The 23658-nt window shown below is 67.4% G+C and carries 16 protein-coding genes; 3 read left to right on the top strand and 13 right to left on the bottom strand.

What is annotated here, in order from left to right:
* The first annotated feature begins 82 nt into the window (after window positions 1–82).
* Complete coding sequence (tex, locus tag A7W11_RS06825; RefSeq protein WP_066410263.1) at window positions 83–2461, top strand: RNA-binding transcriptional accessory protein Tex; 2379 nt, start codon at window positions 83–85, stop codon at window positions 2459–2461.
* A gap of 128 nt (window positions 2462–2589) precedes the next feature.
* Here tex and A7W11_RS06820 read toward each other — a convergent pair whose 3' ends face one another.
* From A7W11_RS06820 to A7W11_RS06770, 11 genes are all read right to left on the bottom strand, one after another.
* Window positions 2590–4551, bottom strand: a complete 1962-nt coding sequence (locus A7W11_RS06820) for a bifunctional diguanylate cyclase/phosphodiesterase (protein WP_066410262.1) — start codon at window positions 4549–4551, stop codon at window positions 2590–2592.
* A gap of 22 nt (window positions 4552–4573) precedes the next feature.
* On the bottom strand, window positions 4574–5236 hold the full coding sequence (locus A7W11_RS06815) for a transglutaminase-like cysteine peptidase (protein WP_082887129.1): 663 nt from the start codon (window positions 5234–5236) through the stop codon (window positions 4574–4576).
* 291 nt (window positions 5237–5527) lie between these two features.
* Window positions 5528–6859: a tryptophan--tRNA ligase gene (locus tag A7W11_RS06810; RefSeq protein WP_066410260.1), complete on the bottom strand. Its 1332-nt coding sequence runs from the start codon at window positions 6857–6859 to the stop codon at window positions 5528–5530.
* A gap of 66 nt (window positions 6860–6925) precedes the next feature.
* Window positions 6926–7252, bottom strand: coding sequence for a DUF3325 domain-containing protein (locus tag A7W11_RS06805; protein ID WP_066410259.1), 327 nt, complete (start codon window positions 7250–7252; stop codon window positions 6926–6928).
* 4 nt (window positions 7253–7256) lie between these two features.
* Window positions 7257–8888, bottom strand: coding sequence for a PepSY-associated TM helix domain-containing protein (locus tag A7W11_RS06800; RefSeq protein WP_066410408.1), 1632 nt, complete (start codon window positions 8886–8888; stop codon window positions 7257–7259).
* Window positions 8889–9052: 164 nt separating this feature from the next.
* Window positions 9053–9334, bottom strand: coding sequence for a DUF3649 domain-containing protein (locus tag A7W11_RS06795; RefSeq protein WP_066410407.1), 282 nt, complete (start codon window positions 9332–9334; stop codon window positions 9053–9055).
* Between the two features lie 150 nt (window positions 9335–9484).
* Complete coding sequence (gene zapE / locus A7W11_RS06790) at window positions 9485–10579, bottom strand: cell division protein ZapE (RefSeq protein ID WP_066410258.1); 1095 nt, start codon at window positions 10577–10579, stop codon at window positions 9485–9487.
* A gap of 521 nt (window positions 10580–11100) precedes the next feature.
* Window positions 11101–12528 (bottom strand): dihydrolipoyl dehydrogenase, encoded by a 1428-nt coding sequence (gene lpdA / locus A7W11_RS06785; protein WP_066410257.1) that lies wholly within the window; start codon window positions 12526–12528, stop codon window positions 11101–11103.
* 132 nt (window positions 12529–12660) lie between these two features.
* On the bottom strand, window positions 12661–13887 hold the full coding sequence (gene odhB, locus A7W11_RS06780) for a 2-oxoglutarate dehydrogenase complex dihydrolipoyllysine-residue succinyltransferase (protein WP_066410256.1): 1227 nt from the start codon (window positions 13885–13887) through the stop codon (window positions 12661–12663).
* Window positions 13888–13929: 42 nt separating this feature from the next.
* Window positions 13930–16800 (bottom strand): 2-oxoglutarate dehydrogenase E1 component, encoded by a 2871-nt coding sequence (locus tag A7W11_RS06775; RefSeq protein ID WP_066410255.1) that lies wholly within the window; start codon window positions 16798–16800, stop codon window positions 13930–13932.
* Window positions 16801–17185: 385 nt separating this feature from the next.
* A complete protein-coding gene (locus A7W11_RS06770; protein WP_066410254.1) occupies window positions 17186–17656 on the bottom strand; it encodes an Lrp/AsnC family transcriptional regulator in 471 nt (156 codons plus the stop codon).
* A 135-nt stretch (window positions 17657–17791) separates the two neighbouring features.
* Between A7W11_RS06770 and mdeB the strand changes: the two genes are divergently transcribed.
* On the top strand, window positions 17792–20488 hold the full coding sequence (gene mdeB / locus A7W11_RS06765) for an alpha-ketoglutarate dehydrogenase (RefSeq protein ID WP_066410253.1): 2697 nt from the start codon (window positions 17792–17794) through the stop codon (window positions 20486–20488).
* A gap of 11 nt (window positions 20489–20499) precedes the next feature.
* Here the strand turns inward: mdeB and A7W11_RS06760 are convergent, their stop codons facing one another.
* Both A7W11_RS06760 and A7W11_RS06755 read right to left on the bottom strand, forming a co-directional pair.
* On the bottom strand, window positions 20500–20811 hold the full coding sequence (locus tag A7W11_RS06760; protein WP_066410252.1) for a type II toxin-antitoxin system RelE/ParE family toxin: 312 nt from the start codon (window positions 20809–20811) through the stop codon (window positions 20500–20502).
* On the bottom strand, window positions 20808–21086 hold the full coding sequence (locus A7W11_RS06755) for a YlcI/YnfO family protein (RefSeq protein WP_066126486.1): 279 nt from the start codon (window positions 21084–21086) through the stop codon (window positions 20808–20810). Before A7W11_RS06755 ends, A7W11_RS06760 begins: the two co-directional genes overlap by 4 nt.
* Before the next feature lie 241 nt (window positions 21087–21327).
* Here A7W11_RS06755 and A7W11_RS06750 point away from each other — a divergent pair, with 241 nt between their 5' ends.
* A complete protein-coding gene (locus tag A7W11_RS06750; protein WP_066410251.1) occupies window positions 21328–23610 on the top strand; it encodes an NADP-dependent malic enzyme in 2283 nt (760 codons plus the stop codon).
* Window positions 23611–23658: the final 48 nt, after the last annotated feature.

Here is a 23658-nt window from a genome sequence, read left to right as displayed (position 1 = left end):
TCCTGGCGGAGCCCGCCCGCGCGGAGGCGTGGGTCGCTTATGGCAAAATCCGGCGCTTGTTCGTATTTCAGCCATAGCGAAGATGACTCAACCCTCCGCCTCCACGAGCGCCGTGCCCGACACCGCCCGGATCATCGCCCAACTGGCCACCGAACTGCAGGTGCGCGCCACGCAGGTGGCCGCCGCCGTCGAGCTGCTGGATGGCGGCGCCACGGTGCCGTTCATCGCGCGTTACCGCAAGGAAGCCACCGGCGCCCTGGACGACACCGTCCTGCGCGACCTGGAAGTGCGCCTGGGTTACCTGCGTGAACTGGAAACGCGCCGTATCGCGATCTTCGAATCGATCAGCCAACAGGGCAAGCTGACGCCCGAGCTGCAGAACGAGATCGCCTCGGCCGACACCAAGCAGCGCCTGGAAGACCTGTACGCGCCCTACAAGCCCAAGCGCCGCACGCGCGCGCAGATCGCCCGCGAAGCCGGCCTGGAGCCGCTGGCCGACGCCATCCTGGCCGATCCCTCCTGCGATCCCGCCGCGCTGGCCGCGCAATACCTGAATCCCGAGGCCTCGATCAACGATGCCAAGGCCGCGCTGGACGGCGCGCGCGACATCCTGGCCGAGCGCTACGCCGAAAACGCCGACCTGCTGGCCGACATGCGCGAGCACCTGTGGGCCACCGGTGTGCTGTACTCCAAGGTGGCCGACGGCAAGGAAGCCGAAGGCGCCAACTTCCGCGACTGGTTCGACTTCAACGAGCCGCTGCGCACCCTGCCCTCGCACCGCATCCTGGCGCTGCTGCGCGGCCGCCAGCAAGGCGTGCTGGAGCTGCGCGTGGGCCTGGAAGCCGAACAGGAAGCGCTGACGCCGCACCCTTGCGTGGCGCGCGTGGCAACGTTCCTCAAGTTGGGCACGGGGCTGTTCGCACTGGACGCCTCACCCCGCGCCCGCTGGCTGGGCGAGGTGTGCCGCTGGACCTGGCGCGTGAAGCTGCTGACGGCCTTCGAAAGCGAGCTGTTCGGCCGCCTGCGCGACAGCGCCGAAGCCGAGGCCATCCGCGTCTTCGCCGCCAACCTGAAGGATCTGCTGCTGGCCGCGCCGGCCGGCCCCAAGGCCGTGCTGGGCCTGGACCCCGGCATCCGCACGGGCTGCAAGATCGCGGTGATCGACCGCACCGGCAAGGTGGTCGACACCACCACCGTGTACCCCTTCGAGCCGCGCCGCGACCGCGAAGGCACCATCAACACGCTGGCCGCGCTGGCCGCGCGCCACAAGGTCGAACTGGTCGCCATCGGCAACGGCACGGCCTCGCGCGAAAGCGAAAAGCTGGTGGCCGACATGATGGCGCGTTTCCCCGATCTGTCGCTGACCCGCGTGGTGGTGTCCGAAGCCGGCGCCTCGGTGTATTCGGCCTCGGAAACCGCCGCGCTGGAATTCCCCGACCTGGACGTCACGCTGCGCGGCGCCGTGTCCATCGCCCGCCGCCTGCAAGACCCCTTGGCCGAGCTGGTCAAGATCGATCCCAAGGCCATCGGCGTGGGCCAGTACCAGCACGACCTGAACCAGCGCGAGCTGGCCCGTTCGCTGGATGCCGTGGTCGAGGACTGCGTGAACGCCGTGGGCGTGGACGTGAACACCGCATCGGCCGCCCTGCTGTCGCGCGTGTCGGGCCTGAATACGACGCTGGCCAAGAACATCGTGGCCTGGCGCGACGCCAACGGCGCGTTTGCCACCCGCAAGAAGCTGATGGACGTGCCGCGCTTCGGCGACAAGGCCTTCGAGCAGGCCGCCGGGTTCCTGCGCATTCCCAATGGCGACAACCCGCTGGACGCCTCGTCAGTGCACCCCGAGGCCTATCCGGTGGTCGAGCGCATCGTGGCGCGCATCAAGGCCGACGTGAAGCAGATCATCGGCCAGCGTGAAGCGCTCAAGGGCGTATCGCCCGCCGACTTCACCGACGAGCGCTTCGGCCTGCCCACCGTGCGCGACATCTTCAGCGAACTGGAGAAGCCCGGCCGCGATCCGCGTCCGGAATTCAAGACCGCCCAGTTCAAGGAAGGCGTCGAGACGCTCAACGACCTGTATCCCGGCATGGTGCTGGAAGGTGTGGTCACCAACGTGGCCAACTTCGGCGCCTTCGTCGACATCGGCGTGCACCAGGACGGCCTGGTGCACATCTCGGCCCTGGCCGAGAAGTTCGTCAAGGATCCGCGCGACGTCGTGCGCGTGGGCCAGACCGTGCAGGTGAAGGTGCTGGAAGTCGACGCGGCGCGCAAGCGCGTCGCGCTGACGATGCGCCTGAACGACGCAGCGGAGCCCGCGCGCCGGGGCAGCGGCGCAAGCGCCCCGGCCCCGCGCGGCGGCGATCGCGGCGCACGCCGTCCGGGCCAGGATGGCGGCGGCCGCGGCGCCGCCGCGCCGGCGAACAACGCCATGGCGGAGGCGTTCGCCAAGCTCAAGCGCTGATACGGCAGGCGCGAGATGCGAAACGGCGGCCATGATGGCCGCCGCTTTTTTTAACGCCAGGCCGCTCCAAGGCAGCGGGGGGAGCGTTCCCCATTCCTCATGCAAGGCCAACACCGATGGCCCTGCCCTCAGGCCTCGGCCATCACGCCCGCCCCGCGCATCTGCGTGATGCCCAGGCTTTCCAGCACCTGCCGGGTCGCCACGTCGGGCACGTCCTCGGCGCATACGTCGATATCGCGCTGATGCGCCAGGTCGATCACCGTGGCGGCCAGCGCCTGGCTGCCGGGGCTCTTGGTCAGCCCGGCAACGAAACTGCCCCCCAGCTTCAGATAGGCCAGCGGCAGGCCGTGCAGCCGGGTCAACGCGCTGAACTGTTGCGCCAGGCGGCGCAGGCCCACGCGCGTGCCCATGCGGGCCGCCAGGCGGCACAGGTCTTCGACCGAGGCGTATTGCTCGACCAGGCCATGCGCGTCGATTTCAACGTACAGGCGACACGCCAGGGCCGGGGATTCGGACAGTTGCCTCTGCAACTGCGTCAGGAAGCCGGACTGCTTCAGCGAAGGCAGGGACAGGCGCACCACCAGATCGCCGGCATTGTCCGCCAGCCACTCCAGTCCCAGGCGCACTGCCTGCAGGTCGCAATCGGCCGACAGATTCAGGCGCACGGCGGCGGGAATGAACAATTGGGCGGGGATCGGCTCCTGCGAGCCGTTGGCCAGCAGCGTCAGTTGCGCCTCGTGGCGCACCACCCGCCCATGCAGATCCATCAATGGCTCGACCGACAGCGAATACAGGCTGAGCCGCACGCCGTTCTGGATGGCCTCCTTCCAGGCGGTCTCTCCCACGGCCAGCCCCTGCGGCGCATCCTCGGGGGCGAACTGGGGCTGATCGTCGCCCGAGTTCTCGGCCTGCATCAATGCATGATCGAGCCGTGCCAGCACCTCGCCGGCCTGCGCGCCCGGCATGTAGTTCGTCAACGCCAGCGCCCAGCGGCACAGCGCCCCCTCGCCCACGGGAATGCGCAGGTGACGCAATTCCGCGCGCAGGCGTTCGGCCAGCAGCGTGGCCACGGGCGTAGTGGAATTCGGGAACAGCAGCGCGAAGTCCGAGCCGTTCAGGCGGCCGAGCACCGCACCGGGCTGGCGCCGCGCCGACACCACGCTCTGTATGCGCTCGTACACCATGCGCAGCCACTGATCGGCCAACGCGCGGTGCATGTGGCGGTTGATGCCGGCCAGGTCGCGCTGGCGGAACACCAGCACGTGGCCCATGGGATAGCGCTGGCGCGCCTCGGCGTCCTCGGCGGTCTCGGCCAGCGCCTGGTCCAGGTCCTGCATGAATGCCTTGCGGCTGGCCGCGCCCGTGACCACGTCGCGGTCCAGTTCTGCCCGCATGGATTCGGTGCGAGCCGCCTGCGCCTCGGCGGTGGAGCGCAACTGCTCGCGTGCCTCGTTCACCGCATCGGCCACCGCGGCCAGTTCGGCGACCCGCGAGACCGCCGGTGCACGATTCCATTGGCCGCGTCCCAGCGCACGGACGTGATCGCCCAGTTCGGGCAGCAGACGGCGGTGCAGCCAGCGCGCCAGCGACCAGGCGAACAGGCCCCACAACACGCCGGCGGCCAGCACCAGCGCCGCCATGCGCAGGCAGCTTTGCCACAAGGTTTCCCAGGCATAGGCGTCGTCCGCCACCAACGTCACGGTGCCGATCTGGCGCCAGCCGTTGTTCACGGGATGGCTGGCGGCGCGCGCCTGCATCGGGACCAGGCGGCGGAACCAGGCCGGCACGGTCGGATCGGCATGTTCCTCGCGGCGCTGCACCAGCGGCTTGCCCTGGGCATCCTCGAAACTGACTTCCTTGAAGTTGCCGCCGTCGAACAGCGACGTCACCAGCAGAGACTGGACCGCGGGATCGGCGCTGCCCGGCTGGGACAGCGCCAGGGCCAGGGAAACGGCCGCATCGCGGCCCTGCATCTGCAACTGGCCCGACAGGTACTCACGGGCGGACGAGATACTCAGGGCCAGTACGCCTACAAGAATGGCGACAATTACCAGGGAAACACTCAACAGCAGTCGCCGAAGAATCGACATGGGCAATTCCTACACACTCCAATCAGGGTTCCAGACCTTCACGCCGCATGCGCGCCAACAGCGCGCGCCAGCGTCCGACCCGGTCGGCAGGCGCGGCGCGGCGCTCGTCCAGGTAGACGCCGCCCGCGCTGAAGCTGAAAACCGGGATCAGGTCTGGACGTTGCGTGGCGGGCAGCACCGCCGCCGCGAGGTTGTCCAGCACCAGCGGCTCGGCGCTGGGGGTGGCGTAGTATCCGAGCACCATGTGCGGCACCGGATGCCCCTCTAACGGCCGCGCCTCGACATAAATAAAGCGCAGGCGGTCGACGGGCACGCCCAGCACCGCCAACGAGAAATACTTGCCGACGGCGTAATCGGCATAGGCGCCCTGCCCTCTGGCCAGGATTTCCAGGGGGGTGGCCCAGTCCATCGCGGGCCGCGCAATGGTCTGGGCGGGCAGGATGCTGCGGTTCCAGAAGTCGTTGACGCGTTCGAGTTTGTCGCGCTCCGGCAACGCCGCATCGTTGTGCAATTGCAGCAGCCAAGCCGCCACGGCCTGCAGTGCCTGCGGGCCATAGCGGGTTTCGGCCGCGTGGCGCAACCGATCAGGATTCAGTTCCAGCGCGCCCGCCGCGCTGCTCCAGCAGGCCAGGCACAGCAAGACCGCCCAGCCGGCCTGACGAGCCAGACGTATGGGTATGGACATGATGCTCGCTCGAGAGAAGGTGGCGCGGCGCCAGCCCCGGCGGCGCTCAGGCAGAGCGCTACGCCACGGGCACGCCTATCCCCGGGCCGTCCTTCCAGGCTTTTCCGCCCCTTCAACGGGAACGCTTTTGCCTGGGAATGGCCTGGCGACCAAAACCGCCTCCAACGGTCTCGAAAATTACCACAAGACTTGTCTGTCGAAACAAAATGTCTGTGCTTAATTTTTGAGCACAAAAGCCCATTGACGGGCAGCGCAATCCGGGCGTGGCGCCCGGATTGCCCAGCGAAATGCTTACTGCGCCAGTTCGGCCAAGGCGTCGCGGGTGCGGTCGATCGCGCCGGCGGACGCGCCCTCGGGGCTGGCGGCCACGTCCTCGCCATCCAGTTGGACCGCATGCGAGGCCTCGCCCGTGGCGCGCAGTTGCCCCTCGGCCGGCAGGCGCTTCATGGCGGCGCCGGCCAGCTTGGGATCGGCATAGGCCTGCGAGGTCAGCAGTTCCTCGCCATCGGCGGCCAGCAGGCGGAAGCGGAAGCTGCCGTCGGCATCGCGAAAACTGACGAAGCGCGCCCCCTTGGCAGCCTTGGTCTTCGCGCCTTTCCTGTCGACCGCTTGCGCCCCCAGGTTGCGCAGGCCCACCGCCTCGCGCAGCACCTGCAACGCCGGACCGGCCATCGCGCGGGCGCGGCCAGCGCCGTGCAGCAGGATTTCCTCGATGCGTTCGGGATGGGCCATCAGCGCGTCGTAGCGCTCGCGCATGGGCGCCAGGATGCCCTCCAGGCGCTCGTACAGGGCCGTCTTGGCCTCGCCCCAGCCCATGCCGCCTTCGAGCTGCGCGCGGAACGCGGCGCTTTCCTCGGGGGTGGCGAAGGCGCGGTACAGGGTGTACAGGTGCGAGCCTTCGGCGTCCTTGGGCTCGCCGGGCTGGCGCGAATCGGTCACGATGCGCATCACCGCCGCACGCAGGGCCGCCGCGCCGCCCTCGAACAGCGGGATGGTGTTGTTGTAGCTCTTGGACATCTTGCGGCCGTCCAGGCCGGGCAGCGTGGCCACCTCTTCCTCGATGACGACCTCGGGCAACACGAAGAAATCGCTGCCGTACAGATGATTGAAGCGCTGCGCGATGTCGCGCGCCATCTCCAGGTGCTGCACCTGGTCGCGGCCCACCGGCACCTTGTGCGCGTTGAACATCACGATGTCCGCGGCCATCAGGATGGGATACGAGAACAGGCCCATGGTGACGCCGTCGTCGGGCTCGACGCCCTTGGCGGCATTCTGGTCCACCGACGCCTTGTACGCGTGCGCGCGGTTCATCAGGCCCTTGGGCGTGACGCAGGTCAGCAGCCAGCACAGTTCGGGAATCTCGGGCACATCGGACTGGCGGTAGAACGTGACGCGCTCGGGATCCAGGCCCGCCGCCAGCCACGTGGCCGCCAGCTCCAGCCGGGAGCGCGCCACGCGCGCCGGATCGTCGCACTTGATCAGCGCGTGGTAATCAGCCAGGAAGAAGAACGCGTCGACGCCGGGTTGGGTGCTGGCCTGGATGGCCGGGCGGATGGCGCCGGCGTAATTGCCCAGGTGAGGAGTACCGGTAGTGGTGATGCCGGTGAGGACGCGGGTATTCATGACTGCGGCGCTGGACGAGTGAATAGAAGCCGCAGTGTACTCCGCGTGACTGCCGCGAAACGGGCCTCAGGCCGCCCAGGCCAGCACCGGCGCAGCCAGTGCGCAGGCGCCGCCGGTGGCCAGCGCCGCGCGCGGCCAGTAGGTCAGGAACCAGATCAGCAACAGGCCCGCCAGGCTGAGGATGCCGACCCATTCGACGGTGCCGTAGCTCCAGCCCCAGGCCGCCGCCGAGGCGCCCAACGACAGGGCCAGGCCCAGCCAGCCCAGCAGGCGCAGCAGCAGACGATGCTGGCGCGGGATCTCGCGGTCGAACACGTCCTCGTAGTGGCGGTCCATGGCCAGGCACAGGGCGGAGAATCCGGCGTAGGCCAGGCAGAAGGCGGCGGCGTTCATGCGATCACCTCGATTCGTAGGCAGGGTTCGCGGCAGGCTCGGCCTGCTTGCGATTGGAAGAAACCGGCTCGGCGCTGCGCGCGGCAGGGGCGACCGCGGGCGTGGCGGCGCGTGGCTTGGCGGCCGCGCGCGCCGCGGGGACGGGACGCTTGCGGCCCGCGCGGTGTGCGATCCAGGCCAGCAGGCCGCCGCAAGCCAGCGTGGTCAGGTCGAACCCGGCCATTACCCAGTCGCCCGCCGGCAACGACACGCCCAGGTGGCGGGAGGTGGTCAGCGCGTTGATCACGGGCACGGCCATCAACATCGCGGCCGCCAGCCACAGCAGCTCGCGCCACTTGCCGCGTCCGCGCACGAAGGCATACAGGAAGCAGACGCCCCATGCGATGAAGAACGCACGCGACTCCCATTTGCCGTGGTTGGGCAGGTCCGAGGGCAACAGGCGGTTGGCCCAGAAGTACGTGGCGCACGCCACGCCCAGGCCGGCGATGGTGCCGGCATTCAACGCGTCGACCACACGCAGGGAGATCGTGTCGGGCGCGCCCGGCTTGAGCTTCTGGCGCCGCTTGGCGATCCACAGGACCAGGCCCGAGCCGACCATGGCGGTCCCCGCCATGCTGACCAGGAAGTAGAACCAGCGCAGCAGCGGTTCGGCATACAACCCCAGGTGCAGGCCGATGATGGTGCCGGCCGTGATGGCGGCGCCGCTCTGGGCGTCGTTGCGGCTGATCAGGCTGCCATCCACCCCGCTGTAGGTGATGGTCGGCGCCAGGCGGCCATAGGACACGCGTTCGGAGGTGGCGCGGCCCACACTGACCGTGGCGGCGGCATCGCCCGGCTGGCTGACCACCACGCGCCCCACCCGGCCGCCCTGCCAGTCCGCCTGCGCCTGGGCCACCAGCGGCCCCAGCGGCAGCAGCTCGGCCGGTTTGCCGGTCGCGGGCTTCACGGCGAAGGCAGGAAAGGCTTCGTCGAAGAACTGGCGCTCGTTGTCGTAGGTGGCCAGGATGCCCGCCGGCAGCAGCATGGTCGCGAACAGCACCACGCCGCTGAACGTGATCAACAGGTGGAACGGCAGTCCCAGCACCGACAGCACGTTGTGGCCGTCCATCCACGCGCGCTGCCCGCCCTTGCCCGGCCGGAAAGTGAAGAAATCGGCGAAGATCTTCTTGTGCGTGATGATGCCGCTGATGATGGCGACCAGCATGAACATGCCCGCGATGCTGGCCAGCCAGCGCCCCCACGGATAGCCCATTTCCAGTTCGAAATGGAACCGGTAGAAGAACTCGCCGCCGCGCGTGTCGCGCAGCTTGAGCTCCTGGCCCGTTGCCGGATCCAGCACCGCCCGCTTGAACGCGCGCTGGCCGGGCGGCGGCTTCGGAATCTGGTAAGTGAGAAGAATGGCCGGCTCGCGCGGACTGGACGGCGTGATGAACCAGCGCGTGGCGTTGGGCGCGTGCTCGCGCAGGAAGCGTTCGGCCACCGCGACGGATTGCGCGGTGGGCACCGCCTGCACCGAGACCTCGGGTTGCATCCAGCGGGTGATCTCGGGCCGGAAGAACGCCAGCGTGCCCGTCAGGAACATCGCGAACAGCACCCAGCCGAAGATCAGGCCCGACCAGGTATGCAGCCAGGACATCGCCTGACGCAGGCCCTCGGCCTGCGCGGGACGCGGCTTGCCGTCCGCGGCCCCCCCCGGCTTCGCGGACTTGGCGGCCGCGTTCGCGGCGGGACTTGGATGCGGTTGCTCGGGCTTCACGGGGCGCGCGCCTTGATCTTCGCCCTTGTCGTGGTCGGGCGCGCTCATGCCGCCCCCGGCACGCGGGCCAGCCACCACAGCCCCGCGAAGACCGCGGCCGGCAGCACGATGCCCGCCCAGGCGCGCCAGGCGCTATGCGTGGCGAAGACCCAGATCACCGCGCAGGCGTAGGCCAGGAAGGCCAGCATCTGCGCCGTCAGGACCGCGTCCACCCGGGACATGGGCAACCATACGGCAAAGCACGCCGCGGCGGCGGATGCCAGCGCATACCCGCCTCCGATGGCGGCAAGGGCGCGTGAAGCGACGGCGAAGCGGTAACGCAGCAGACTGGCGGAAGGATCGGGTTTCACGGACGGATTCGGCGTACGGCGGACAAAACGCACGAATTATAATCATTCTTAATTAGAAAGACCCACCCGCCGAGGCGTTTTTCACGCAAACGCGCCACCAACATGGCGGCGCGCGTGGCCTGCTTCCTACAGTTGCACCGTCTTGCGCCGCTCGGCCTCGAGGTATTCGCGCGACTGCATCTCGAGGATGCGCGACACCGTGCGATGGAACTCGTTGGCCAGCGCGCCCTCGGTGTAGATCTCTTCGGGCGGGCATTCGGCCGACATGATGAGCTTGACCTTGTGGTCATAGAAGACGTCGATCAGCCAGGTAAAGCGGCGCGCCTCGGACGCCTGCCGCGGCCCCATGCGGGGCACGTCGGACAGCACCACCGCATGGAAGCGGTTGGCCAGCTCCAGGTAGTCGTTCTGCGAACGCGGTCCGGCGCACAGCGTGTTGAAGTCGAACCAAACCACCGAACCGGCCAGCTTCTGCGCGCGGATCTCGCGGTGCTCGATGTGCAGCACGGGATCGGCCTCGGGCGGCGTATCGGACAGCTTGTGGAAGGCTTCTTCCAGGGCCTGGCGCGCATGCTCGTCCAGCGGCGAGTGATAGCACTGCACCTGTTCCAGCGTGCGGCGGCGGTAGTCGATGCCGGCATCGACGTTCATCACGTCCATGCGGTCCTGGATCAGCTTGATGGCCGGCAGGATGCGGTCGCGGTGCAGGCCGTCCGGATACAGCGTGGACGGCTCGTAGTTCGACGTCATGATGAACGAGGTGCCGTGCTCGAACAGCTTGAGCAACAGGCGGTACAGGATCATGGCGTCCGCCACGTCCGACACGTGGAACTCGTCGAAGCAGATCAGGCGATAGCGGCGGGCGACGCGGCGCGCGACTTCGTCCAGGGGGTCCTGCATCCCCTTGACCTCGTCGAGTTCGCGGTGCACCCCGCGCATGAATTCATGGAAATGCAGGCGCGTCTTGCGCACCACCGGCACGGTGGCGTAGAACGCGTCCATCAGGAAACTCTTGCCCCGCCCCACGCCGCCCCACAGATACACGCCGCGCGGCACTTCGGGACGGCTCAGCAGCTTCTTCAGCGCGTTCGAGCGCATGGACTTGAAGCGCACCCAGTCGTCGTAGTAACGCTGCAGGCGGTCGATGGCGCGCTGCTGCGCCTCGTCGGGCTTGTAGCCGCGTTCGGACAGGGATTTTTCGTAGTATTGCTGGACGTTCATTGGTGCTTGAGTCTCTGGAGGGCGTCCTGTCGATGTCGATGGAGGGCGTCGGTTGCCGGGTTGTCGCTTGAAGGCGTCCTGCGAGAGCCGGGCGCGCGTGGGCCGGCCAAGTCGTCGGGCTCGGGCGCGCCAGCAGGCGCCCTCGGTCCCGCTGCGCGGGACTGCCCCTCCTCCAATTGGCCGGCCCACGCGCGCCCGGCTCTCACAGGACTCACGTCAATGGCATGCACAGGGCGCTGGCATGCCGCTGCCGTTGAGCTTGGCCACGGCGTTGCACATCCTCGCATTGTCAGGCGGTTCAAACCTGTTCGCCAGAAGCCAGATGGGCAATGGAAGATACTGGGAACCCTCGCCGGCCACAGGGGCCGAGACGGCCAATTGGAGGGAGGGCAGTCCCGCGCAGCGGGACCGAGGGCGCCTGCTGGCGCGCCCGAGCCGAGCGACTTGGCCGGCTCGGCCCCTGTGGCCGGCGAGGGTGGCTAAAGAACACCAATCCCCTCGCGCCGACCCACACCAAGGACTTAGAAGTTCAAGGTGCGCTTGTCCACCGCCAGGGCGGCTTCCTTGACGGCTTCCGACAGCGTCGGGTGAGCATGGCAGATACGAGCGATGTCTTCCGCGGCGCCACGGAATTCCATGATCGTGACCGCTTCGGAGATCAGCTCGGACGCCATCGGGCCGATGATGTGCACGCCCAGGACTTCATCGGTCTTGGCATCGGCGATCACCTTGGCGAAGCCAGTGGTGTCGCCCAGCGCGCGCGCGCGGCCGTTGGCCATGAAGGGGAACGAACCGGCCTTGTACTCGCGGCCCTCGGCCTTCAACTGCTGCTCGGTCTTGCCGACCCAGGCGATTTCCGGCGAGGTGTAGATGACCCACGGCACGGTGTCGAAGTTGACGTGGCCGTGCTGGCCGGCGATACGCTCGGCCACGGCAACGCCCTCTTCCTCGGCCTTGTGCGCCAGCATCGGGCCGCGCACCACGTCACCCACCGCCCACACGTTGGGCAGGTTGGTCTTGCAGTCGCCGTCCACGGCGATGAAGCCGCGCTCGTCCAGCTTCAGGCCGACGGCGTCGGCGTTCAGGCCGCCGGTGTAGGGAACGCGGCCGATCGAGACGATCAGCTTGTCCACCACCAGCTTCTGCTCGGCGCCCTTGTTGTCGGTGTACGGCACGGTGACCGACTTGGCCGTCGCCTTGATCTCGCCGATCTTCACGCCGGTCTGGATGTCCAGGCCCTGCTTGGCGAAGGCCTTGGCGGCTTCCTTGGCGACTTGCTGGTCGGCAGCGGCCAGGAACTCGGGCATCGCTTCCAGGATGGTGACTTCCGCACCCAGGCGGCGCCACACGCTGCCCATTTCCAGGCCGATCACGCCGGCGCCGATCACGCCCAGCTTCTTGGGCACGGCGGCGATGTTCAGGGCGCCGTCGTTGGACAGAACGGTCTTTTCGTCGAACGGCACGCCGGGCAGTTCACGCGGCGACGAGCCGGTGGCCACGACCACGTGCTTGGCGACCAGGTCTTCTTCCGAGGTGCCGGTGACCTTGAGGGCCCAGCCGCCCTCGACCTGGCCGGCGAACGCGCCCTTGCCATGGATGAAGGTGATCTTGTTCTTCTTGAACAGGTACAGGATGCCGTCATTGTTCTGCTTGACGACCTTGTTCTTGCGGCCCAGCAGCGTGTCGAGCTTCAGGGTCACGCCCTTGGCTTCGATGCCGTGCTCGGCGAAGTGGTGGTTGACCTGTTCGAAGTGCTCGGACGACTGCAGCAGCGCCTTGGACGGGATGCAGCCGACGTTGGTGCACGTGCCGCCAGGGGCCGCGCCGCCTTCGCCGTTCTGCCAGGCGTCGATGCACGCCACGGACATGCCGAGTTGGGCGGCACGGATGGCGGCGATGTAACCGCCGGGGCCGGCACCGATGACGACGACGTCGAATTGTTTGGACATGATGTTCTCGCGATGAATTGGGGGAGAGGTCCGTGGCCGCGTAGGCGACCGGGCCGCTGCGCGGCAGGCCGCGGCCGGAACCGGGCCGGACGCTGGCGCGCGTTGCACGCCCCGCCCGGCCTTTCTACTGGATTACAGGTCCAGCAGCAGGCGCTGCGGATCTTCCAGCGCTTCCTTCATGGCGACCAGGCCCAGCACGGCTTCGCGGCCGTCGATGATGCGGTGGTCGTAGGACATGGCCAGGTAGTTGATCGGACGGATCACGATCTGGCCGTTTTCGACGACCGGGCGCTCCTTGGTGGCATGGATGCCCAGGATGGCCGCTTGCGGCGGGTTGATGATCGGGGTCGAGAGCATCGAGCCGAACACGCCGCCGTTGGAGATCGAGAACGTGCCGCCGGTCATTTCCTCGATGCCCAGCTTGCCTTCGCCAGCGCGCTTGCCGAAATCACCGATGGTCTTCTCGATCTCGGCGATCGACAGCTGGTCGGCGTTGCGCAGGATCGGCACGACCAGGCCGCGCGGCGAGCCGACGGCGATACCGATGTCGAAGTAGCCGTGATAGATGATGTCCTTGCCGTCGACCGAGGCGTTCAGCACGGGGTACTTCTTCAGGGCGGCCACGGCGGCCTTCACGAAGAACGACATGAAGCCCAGCTTGACGCCGTGCTCCTTCTCGAACTTCTCCTTGTACTTGTTGCGCAGGTCGATGACGGCCTGCATGTTGACCTCGTTGAACGTGGTCAGGATGGCGTTTTCCGATTGCGACTGCAGCAGGCGCTCGGCGATGCGGGCGCGCAGGCGGCTCATCGGCACGCGCTGTTCCGGACGGCCGTCCAGCGACAGCGTCGGGGGCGCGGCCGGGGCGGCGGCGGGCTTGGCCGGCGCGGCGCCGGCGTTCAGGGCGTCGCCCTTGGTGACGCGGCCGTCACGGCCCGAGCCTTGCACGTTCGAGGCGTCCACGCCCTTCTCGGCCAGGATCTTGGCGGCGGCGGGCGAGGCCACGCCAGCGGCCGACGTGCTGGCCGGCGCGGCAGCAGCGGCCGGTGCGGCGGCGGCGGGAGCGGCGGCAGCCGGCTCGGCGGCGGGCGCCGTGGCCGGGGCAGCGGCGGCCTTGGCGGCCGTGTCGATGCGGGCGATCAGCTCGCCCGAGGTGACGGTGCTGCCGTCGCCCTTGACGATTTCGGACAGCACGCCCGACGCCGGGGCGGGCACTTCCAGCACGACCTTGTCGGTCTCGACTTCGATCAGGATCTCGTCGGCTTCGACCGCGGAACCGGGCTGCTTCTTCCAGGTCAGCAGGGTGGCTTCCGAGACGGACTCGGACAGTTGGGGAACGACGACGTCAGTGATAGCCATGATGATGAATTCCGTTTATTGAGTGTGTTCTGTACGTGCTGCTTACTTGGTCAGCATGAAGCCCTTGAAGCGGGGAGCGAAAGCCTGTTCGATCAGCGCCTTCTGCTGCTCCTGGTGCTTGGCCAGGTAGCCGACGGCCGGCGAGGCCGAGGCCGCGCGGCCCGCGTAGCCCAGCTTCTGGCCTTCGTCCATGTTCTCGTACAGATGGTGCTGCACGTAGAACCACGGGCCCTGGTTCTGCGGCTCGTCCTGCACCCAGACCACTTCGGTGGCCTTCGGGTACTTGCGCAGTTCGGCCTCGAAGGACTTGTGCGCGAAAGGATAGAGCTGCTCGACGCGGACGATGGCCACGTTGCTGGCTTCGCGCTCCTTGCGGGCGTTGACCAGGTCGTAGTAGACCTTGCCCGAGCACACCAGCACGCGCTTGACCGAAGCGGCCTTGATCGACTCGTCGACCTCGCCGATGATCGGCTGGAAACGGCCGCCGGCCAGGTCGGACAGCGGCGAACCGGCATCCTTGTTGCGCAGCAGCGACTTGGGCGTGAGGATCACCAGCGGCTTGCGGAAGGCGCGGATCATCTGGCGGCGCAGCAGGTGGAAGATCTGCGAGGCCGACGTGGGCTGGACCACCTGCATGTTGTTGTCGGCGCACAGTTGCAGGAAGCGCTCGATGCGGGCCGACGAGTGCTCGGGGCCTTGGCCTTCGTAGCCGTGCGGCAGCATCAGGGTCAGGCCCGACTGGCGGCCCCACTTGGCTTCACCGGCGCTGATGAACTGGTCGATCACGACCTGGGCGCCGTTGACGAAGTCGCCGAACTGGGCTTCCCAGATGGTCAGCGTGTTCGGTTCGGCGCTGGAGTAGCCGTATTCGAAGGCCAGCACGGCCTCTTCGGACAGCACCGAGTCGATCACCGTGAAGGGCGCCTGGCCCTCGGAGACGTTCTGCAGCGGGATGTACGTGCCGTCGTTCCAACGCTCGCGGTTCTGGTCGTGCAGCACGGCGTGGCGGTGCGTGAACGTGCCGCGGCCAGAATCCTGGCCGGTGATGCGGATGGCGTAGCCGGACGCCACCAGCGAGGCGAAGGCCAGGTGCTCGCCCATGCCCCAGTCGAGGTTCATGTCGCCCTTGGCCATGGTGCGGCGGTCGTTCAGCAGCTTGTTGACCAGCGGGTGCACCGTGAAGCCTTCCGGCACGGTGGTGATGCGCTCGCCGATGCGCTTGAGCTCGGCCAGCGGCACGGCGGTGTCGGCCTGGTCGGTCCACTTGGCGCCCAGGAAGGGCGACCAGTCGATGGCGTACTTGCTCTTGTAGTCGGTCAGCACCGGCTCGATGGTACGGTGGCCGTCTTCCATCAGCTGGCGGTAGTCCTTCACCAGCTGATCGGCTTCGCCTTCACCCAGCACGCCCTGCGTGCCCAGCTTGTCGGCGTACAGCTTGCGCGTGCCGCCGTGGTGGCCGATGCGCTTGTACATCAGCGGCTGCGTCAGCGACGGGGTGTCCTGTTCGTTGTGGCCCAGCTTGCGGAAGCACACGATGTCGATCACGACGTCGTGGCGGAACTTCATGCGGTAGTCCAGCGCCAGCTTGGTGGCGTACACGACGGCTTCGGGATCGTCGCCGTTGACGTGGAACACCGGGGCTTCGATCATCTTGACCACGTCGGTGCAATACAGCGTCGAACGCGAGTCGCGCGGATCCGAGGTGGTGAAGCCGATCTGGTTGTTGATGACGATGTGCAGCGTGCCGCCCGTGCCGTAGCCGCGGGTCTGGGCCAGGTTCAGGGTTTCCATCACCACGCCCTGGCCGGCGAAGGCCGCGTCGCCGTGCACCAGCACCGGCAGCACTTGGCGGCCTTCGTGGTCGCCGCGGCGTTCCTGGCGAGCACGCACGCTGCCTTCGACCACGGGATTGACGATTTCGAGGTGGGACGGGTTGAACGCCAGCGACAGGTGCACCGGACCGCCACGGCCCGAGATGTCGCTGGAGAAACCGTTGTGGTACTTCACGTCGCCGTCGGTCAGGCCTTCGGCGTGCTTGCCTTCGAACTCGGCGAACAGGTCGCCGGGCATCTTGCCCATGATGTTGACCAGCAGGTTCAGGCGGCCGCGGTGGGCCATGCCCACGATGACTTCCTGGACGCCGTTCTCGCTGGCGTGATGGATCGTTTCGTCCATCGAGGCGATGAAGCTTTCGCCGCCTTCGAGCGAGAAGCGCTTCTGGCCGACGTACTTGGTGTGCAGGAAGCGCTCGAGGCCTTCGGCTTCGGTCAGTTGCTGCAGGATGTGGCGCTTCTGGTCGTTGTTGAACGACGGCGCGCCCAGCGTGCTTTCCAGGCGCTCCTGGATCCAGCGCTTGGCGGCGGGATCGGAGATGTGGGTGTACTCGGCGCCGATCGAGCGGCAGTACGTGTCACGCAGGGCCTTCAGGATGTCGCGCAGCGTCATGGTGCTGGCGGTCGTGAAGTACGTGTTGGTGGCCGAGTAGGTCTGGTCGAGGTCGGACTCGGTCAGGCCGTAGAACGCGGGATCCAGCTCGGGGATCGCCGGGCGCTCCTGGCGCTTGAGCGGGTCGAGGTCGGCCCAGCGCGAACCCAGCGAACGGTACGAACCGATGAGGGTCTGCACCGACACCTGCTTGCTGGCCACGGACAGGTCGGGCTCGGCCGACCGATGCACGAAGGCATTGGCGCGGGCGCGCTCGGCGAACGACTGGACGATGGGGGCATGGGCCTGGTCACGCGTGGTGTCCTGGCCGTCGGTCGCGGGGGAATGCTGCAGCTGGTCGAAGTATTCGCGCCAGTTGTCCGGAACCGAACCGGGATTGTCGAGATAGGCTTCGTAAAGCTCTTCGACGTACGGGGCATTACCCCCGAATAGATAGGAGGTGGAAAGGGACTCTGATTCCGTAGACATAATGACGCTTCACCTAGACGAGTGCTTCACTCGATACGATGCAGGAAAACCTTCCGCGACTCGGGCTTCCCGGTTGGCGGATAGCAGGGGCAGAAGGCAGATGACAGACAAGCCTCGAAAGCCGTACTGGGCAGTATAGCGCCATGAGTGTGGGCAAGTCGTGCGACAGACCGATGACCGCGCTTTGCACAAAATGCGGGCGGCGCGAGCTTGGCCGCAACGGCTGCGATGTCGCTGGCTACACGCGGCTAACTGCCCCTATCGGATGTTGCAAAATTTTTATGCCGGATTTGTTGCTGCAGCGCACTAATAAGGGATCCGCTGTACGCGCGCCCGCTCTCCTGCAAAACCACACCCCGTATAACGGTGTTTTTTCAGTCGGGTTTCAGCCCAGCGGCAAGGCCGTCTGGTATTTGACCTGTTTCAGGGCAAAGCCCGAGCGGATATTCTTGACGCCGGAGATGCGCGACAGCCGGCTGACCACGAACTGCTCCAGCCCCGGCATGTCGGGCACCACCACCCGCAACAGGTAGTCGGCGTCGCCCGTCATCAGGTAGCACTCCATCACCTCGGGGCATTCGGCCATGGCATTCTGGAAGCGCTCCAGCTCGGATTCGATCTGCTTCTCCAGGCTGACCTGGATGAACACGTTCAGGCTCAGTCCCAGTTGCAACGGGTCGGCCAGCGCCACGTAGCCGCGGATCACGCCAGCGGCCTCCAGCGCCTTCACCCGCGCCAGGCAGGGCGATGGCGACAGGTTCACGCGGCGCGCCAGTTCGACGTTGGTCAGGCTGGAGTCGGTCTGCAACTGCTCCAGGATGCGGCAATCGATGGCATCCAGCGACGCTTTCGGCATGTTGTGCTCCTCACTCTGTCTTTTGCAGAATTTTGCACCGTTTCATGGGCGTTCTGCACGCGGTTTCGATCACTCATGCGCCGGCAACGGCGATAGGATGGAAGGACAAGATCCATGACAACAGCGAGACAACCCATGCGCGACGCCCCCTTCCATCCGGCTGACCTGCCCGCCTCCGACCGCGATCCCGCCGAGACGGCGGAATGGCGCGAGGCCCTGCAATCGCTGGTCGAGGCAGACGGCCCGGCGCGCGCGGCGTACGTGCTGGAACACCTGCTGGCCCATGCCACGCAACTGGGCGTGCGCCCCCCGGGCCTGACCCGCACGGCCTACCTGAATACCATTGCGGTCGACGAAGAGCCGCCCTTCCCCGGCAACCTGGCGCTGGAAGAACGCATCGCCTCCATCAACCGCTGGAACGCGCTGGCCATGGTGGTGCGCGCCAACCAGGCGCACGGCGAGCTGGGCGGCCACATCGCCAGCTACGCCTCGGCGGCCGACCTGTTCGAGGTCGGCTTCAACCACTTCTTCCGCGCGCGCAACGACGCGCAAGGCGGCGACCTGGTCTACATGCAGCCGCACTCGGCGCCGGGCGTATATGCCCGCGCCTTTCTCGAAGGCTTCCTGGACGAATCCGAACTGGCGCTGTTCCGCCAGGAGATCACCGCGCAGGCGGGCGGATTGCGCGGGCTGTCGTCGTATCCGCATCCCTGGCTGATGCCCGATTTCTGGCAGTTTCCCACCGGCTCGATGGGCCTGGGGCCGATCAACGCCATCTACCAGGCGCGCTTCATGCGCTACCTGGAGCACCGCTCGCTGGCCGCGCCTTCCGACCGCAAGGTGTGGGGCATCTTCGGCGACGGCGAGATGGACGAGCCCGAATCCATCGCCGCGCTGACGCTGGCCGCGCGCGAACGGCTGGACAACCTGATCTTCGTCGTCAATTGCAACCTGCAGCGCCTGGACGGCCCGGTGCGCGGCAACGGCCGCATCATCGACGAACTGGAAACCCTGTACGCCGGGGCCGGCTGGAACGTGATCAAGCTGGTGTGGGGCAGCGACTGGGACACTCTGCTGCGCCGCGACGCCAACGGCGCGCTGGCCCGCGCCTTCTCGCGGACGGTCGATGGCCAGTTCCAGACCTTCGCCGCCAACGACGGCGCCTACAACCGCGAACACTTCTTCGGCAACGATCCCGAGCTGGCGGCGCTGGTGGCCGACTGGTCGGACGAGGCCATCGACCGGCTGCGCCGCGGCGGCCACGACATGGCCAAGATCCACGCGGCCTACCACCGCGCGGTGCGGCATCGCGGCCAACCCACCGTCATCCTGGCGCAGACCAAGAAGGGCTTCGGCATGGGGTCGGCCGGCCAGGGCAAGATGACCACGCACCAGCAGAAGAAACTGGACGACGAGGCGCTGCTGGCCTTCCGCGACCGCTTCGCGCTGCCCCTCTCGGATGCCGACTGCGTGGCGTTGAAGTTCTATCGTCCGGCCGCCGACAGCGCCGAAATGCGCCACCTGCAGGCGCGCCGCGCGGCCCTGGGCGGCCACGTGCCGCGCCGCACCGCCCCCGCCATCGCCCTGGCCGCGCCGCCCGCCGCGCAATGGGCGCAGTTCGCGCTGGCCGCGGGCGGCAAGGAAATGTCGTCCACCATGGCGCTGGTGCGCATGCTGACCGCGCTGCTGAAGGACGCCCAGGTCGGCCCGCGCATCGTGCCCATCGTGGCCGACGAGGCGCGCACCTTCGGCATGGCCAACCTGTTCCGCCAGATCGGCATCTATTCGGCGCAGGGCCAGTTGTACGAGCCCGAGGACATCGGCTCGGTGCTGTATTACCGCGAGGCGCGCGACGGGCAGATCCTGGAGGAAGGCATCACCGAGGCCGGCGCCATCTCGTCCTGGACGGCGGCGGGCACCAGCTATTCGGTCAACGGCCTGCCCATGCTGCCGTTCTACATCTACTACTCGATGTTCGGTTTCCAGCGCATCGGCGACCTGATCTGGGCCGCGGCCGACCAGCGCACGCGCGGCTTCCTGATCGGCGCCACGTCGGGCCGCACCACGCTGGGCGGCGAAGGCCTGCAGCACCAGGACGGCGCCAGCCACCTGGCCGCGGCCACCGTGCCGAACTGCCGCGCCTACGATCCCGCCTTCGCCTATGAAGTGGCGGTGCTGGTCGAGCACGGCATGCAGCGCATGCTGCACGAACAGCGCGACGAGTTCTATTACCTGACCGTCACCAACGAGAACCTGCCCCAGCCCGACCTGCCCGACGAGGCGGCGCGGCAAGGCATCGTGCGCGGCATGCATCGCGTGCATGCGCCCGCGGGCGCCGCGCAACTGCGGCTGCTGGCGGCGGGGCCGATGGTCGGCGAAGCCCTGAAGGCGGCCGCGCGGCTGGCGGCCGACCACGAGATCGCCGCCGAGGTCTGGAGCGTCACCAGCTATTCCGAACTGGCGCGCGACGCGCGCTATGCGGACCGCGCGCGGTTGCTGGGCTCGGACGGCGCGGAACCGGCCTGGATCACGCAATGCCTGGGCGATTCGGCCCTGCCCGTGGTGGCCGCCAGCGACTACGTGCGCGCCGTGCCCGAACAGATTCGCGCCTGGATCGATGCGCCATGCCGCGTGCTGGGCACCGATGGCTTCGGCCGCAGCGACACGCGGGCCAGGCTGCGGGATTTCTTCGAGGTGGGCGCCGACTGGATGGTGCTGCAGGCGCTGGACCTGCTGGCCGACCAGGACCCGCGCCACGCGGCGGCGCGCACGATCGTGCGCGACCGGCTGCTGAACGTGGCGCCGCGCGGGGTGCCGCCCTGGGAGGGGTAGCACACACGCGGCTATCGGTAATAGTCGTCTTCTCGCTGATGACGCACGGCCAGAACCGTCACGATCTCAGGCGACTCGATCTCGAACAATGCCAGGTAGCCCATGTTGCCAAACGGGATGATCAGCTCTCTCAGGAAAGGAGAGCCTCCCGTGGTTCTGCGGCAGGTAAAAGGAGAAATACGGAGGATCTGCAGACTGTCCTCGATGGCGGCCAAGGCTCGATCAGCCACGGCCCCATCCGATGAATCGCGATCGATGATGAAATCGTAGAGACGTTGCAGATCGCGCTCGGCATGACGCGTGAATCGAACTCGATAGCTCACGCCCGGCGCCGTTTGCCTGAGCGCGCATCCGCCAGCCGTCTGCGCAGCCCATCCACCACATCCTCTGCGGAAACATAGTCGCCAGAAGCGCGAGCACTGTCCCGCGAGGCCAGCGCACGGGCCAGGAATTCGGTTTGGGCCTGGCGGCGCTCAACGGCCTCGCGCACGGATGACTCCACGAAACTCGACAGGCTTTCGTCCGGCCTCAGCACGTCCTGCGCGGCATCCCGTAAAGCGGGTTCAACGCGCAGGGGTGGGATCGTCGCGGTTTTCATCGGCATGGCTCCATGCATTGCATTTGCTATGCATTATTGACTGAAGTGCGTAGCTTTGCATACTCCTGCGGGAAAGCAGGGACTGGAATGTCTCGCTGCGGTGCAGCAAGCACAATGCCCCGCTTTCTGTTGAAATACGTCTTCCTCATATGTTGTCGCGACGCGTTCCGCGCGCCGCCTGCCTGCTGAACCCTCGCGCGTTCGCGCGCCCGACTTTCTCCGTCACCCTCCCCTGCACCCCATGGACGATAACTTCACCAAGCTGGCGCTGGATTACCACGCCTATCCGACTCCCGGCAAAATCTCCGTCACGCCCACCAAGCCGCTGGCCAACCAGGACGACCTGTCGCTGGCCTACTCGCCCGGCGTGGCCCACGCGTGCATGGCGATCCACGCCGAGGGCACCGATGCCGCGTCGAAGTACACCTCGCGCGGCAATCTGGTCGGCGTGATCACCAACGGCACGGCCGTGCTGGGCCTGGGCAACATCGGCCCGCTGGCCGCCAAGCCGGTCATGGAAGGCAAGGGTTGCCTGTTCAAGAAGTTCGCCGGCATCGACGTGTTCGACATCGAACTGGCCGAGAACGACCCCGACAAGCTGGTCGACATCATCGCGGCGCTGGAACCCACGCTGGGCGGCGTCAACCTGGAAGACATCAAGGCGCCCGAGTGCTTCTACATCGAGAAGAAGCTGCGCGAGCGCATGAAGATCCCCGTCTTCCATGACGACCAGCACGGCACCGCCATCATCTCGTCCGCCGCCATCCTGAACGGCCTGAAGGTCGTCAACAAGAACATCGGCGAAATCAAGCTGGCGTGCTCGGGCGCCGGCGCCGCCGCCATCGCGTGCCTGGACCTGCTGGTGCACCTGGGCGTCAAGCGCGAGAACATCTACGTGACCGACTCCCGTGGCGTCATCTGGGAAGGCCGCGACGAGAACATGGAGCCCAACAAGAAGCGCTATGCGCAGCGCACCGACGCGCGCACGCTGGCCGACGTGGTCAATGGCGCCGACGTGTTCCTGGGTTGCTCCACCGCCGGCGTGCTGACCGGCGACATGGTCAAGACCATGGCGCGCCAGCCCCTGATCCTGGCCCTGGCCAACCCCGATCCCGAGATCCGTCCGGAAGAGGCCCGCGCGGCCCGCCCCGACTGCATCATCGCCACCGGCCGTTCGGACTACCCGAACCAGGTCAACAACGTGCTGTGCTTCCCCTTCATCTTCCGCGGCGCCATGGATGCCGGCGCCACGCGCATCACCGAAGAGATGAAGCTGGCTTGCGTCAAGGCCATCGCCGAGCTGGCCGAAGCCGAGCAGAACGACGAAGTGGCCCGCGCCTACGCCGGCCAGGAACTGAGCTTCGGTCCGGAATACATCATTCCGAAACCCTTCGATCCGCGCCTGATCGTGCAGATCGCCCCGGCCGTAGCCCAGGCCGCCGCCGACTCGGGCGTGGCCCTGCGTCCCATCGAGGACATCGAGGCCTACCGCCAGAAGCTGATGGGCTTCGTCTACCACTCGGGCCAACTGATGCGCCCGCTGTTCGCCCAGGCCAAGCAGGCGCCCAAGCGCGTCATCTACGCCGACGGCGAAGACGAGCGCGTGCTGCGCGCCGTGCAAACCGTGGTCGACGAGCGCCTGGCTCAGCCCATCCTGGTGGGTCGTCCGTCCGTCATCGAGATGCGCATCAAGAAGTTCGGCCTGCGCCTGGTGGCCGGCCGCGACATCGAGATCGTGGATCCCGAGGACGACAGCCGCTTCAACGAAACCTGGAACGGCTACTACCAACTGCGCGGCCGCGAGGGCGTCACGCCGGAAATCGCCAAGGCGATGATCCGCAAGCACAACACGCTGATCGCCGCCATGCTGCTGCGCCGTGGCGATGCCGACGCGCTGCTGTGCGGCGTGGCCAGCAAGTACGACAACCAGCTCTCCTATATCGACCAGGTCATCGGCCGCAAGGAAGGCCAGACGTACGCCGCGCTGAACGTGCTGATGCTGCCCGAGCAGACCCTGTTCGTGGCCGACACGCACGTCAACGAAAACCCGTCGGCCGAGGAAATCGCCAACATCACCATCCAGGCCGCCGAGGAGATGGTGCGTTTCGGCGTGATCCCGAAGGTGGCGCTGCTGTCGCACTCCAACTTCGGCAGCCGCCCCACGGCGTCGTCGCGCAAGATGGCCGAAGCCCGCGACATCGTGCAGAAGCGCGTGCCGGCCCTGGAAGTCGACGGCGAAATGCACGCCGATGCCGCCCTGTCCGAGAAGATCCGCAAGCTGGCCTACCCGGACAGCACGCTGAACGGCCCGGCCAACCTGCTGGTCATGCCGAACCTGGACACCGGCAACATCACGTACAACATGCTGAAGATGACGGGCAGCAACGGCGTGGCCATGGGCCCGATCCTGCTGGGCGCCGCCCGCCCGGTGCACATCCTCACCACCAGCGCCACCGTGCGCCGCATCGTCAACATGACCGCCCTGGCGGTGGTCGACGCGCAACAGGAAAGCGCGCAGGGATGATGGCGAGATGGTCCGCGGCTTGGCCGCGGACTGCCTGGCGAGCAAGAC

The sequence above is a fragment of the Bordetella ansorpii genome, from assembly GCF_900078315.1.
GTDB lineage: Bacteria > Pseudomonadota > Gammaproteobacteria > Burkholderiales > Burkholderiaceae_B > Bordetella > Bordetella ansorpii.
This window is presented reverse-complemented; position numbering and strand designations above follow the sequence as displayed.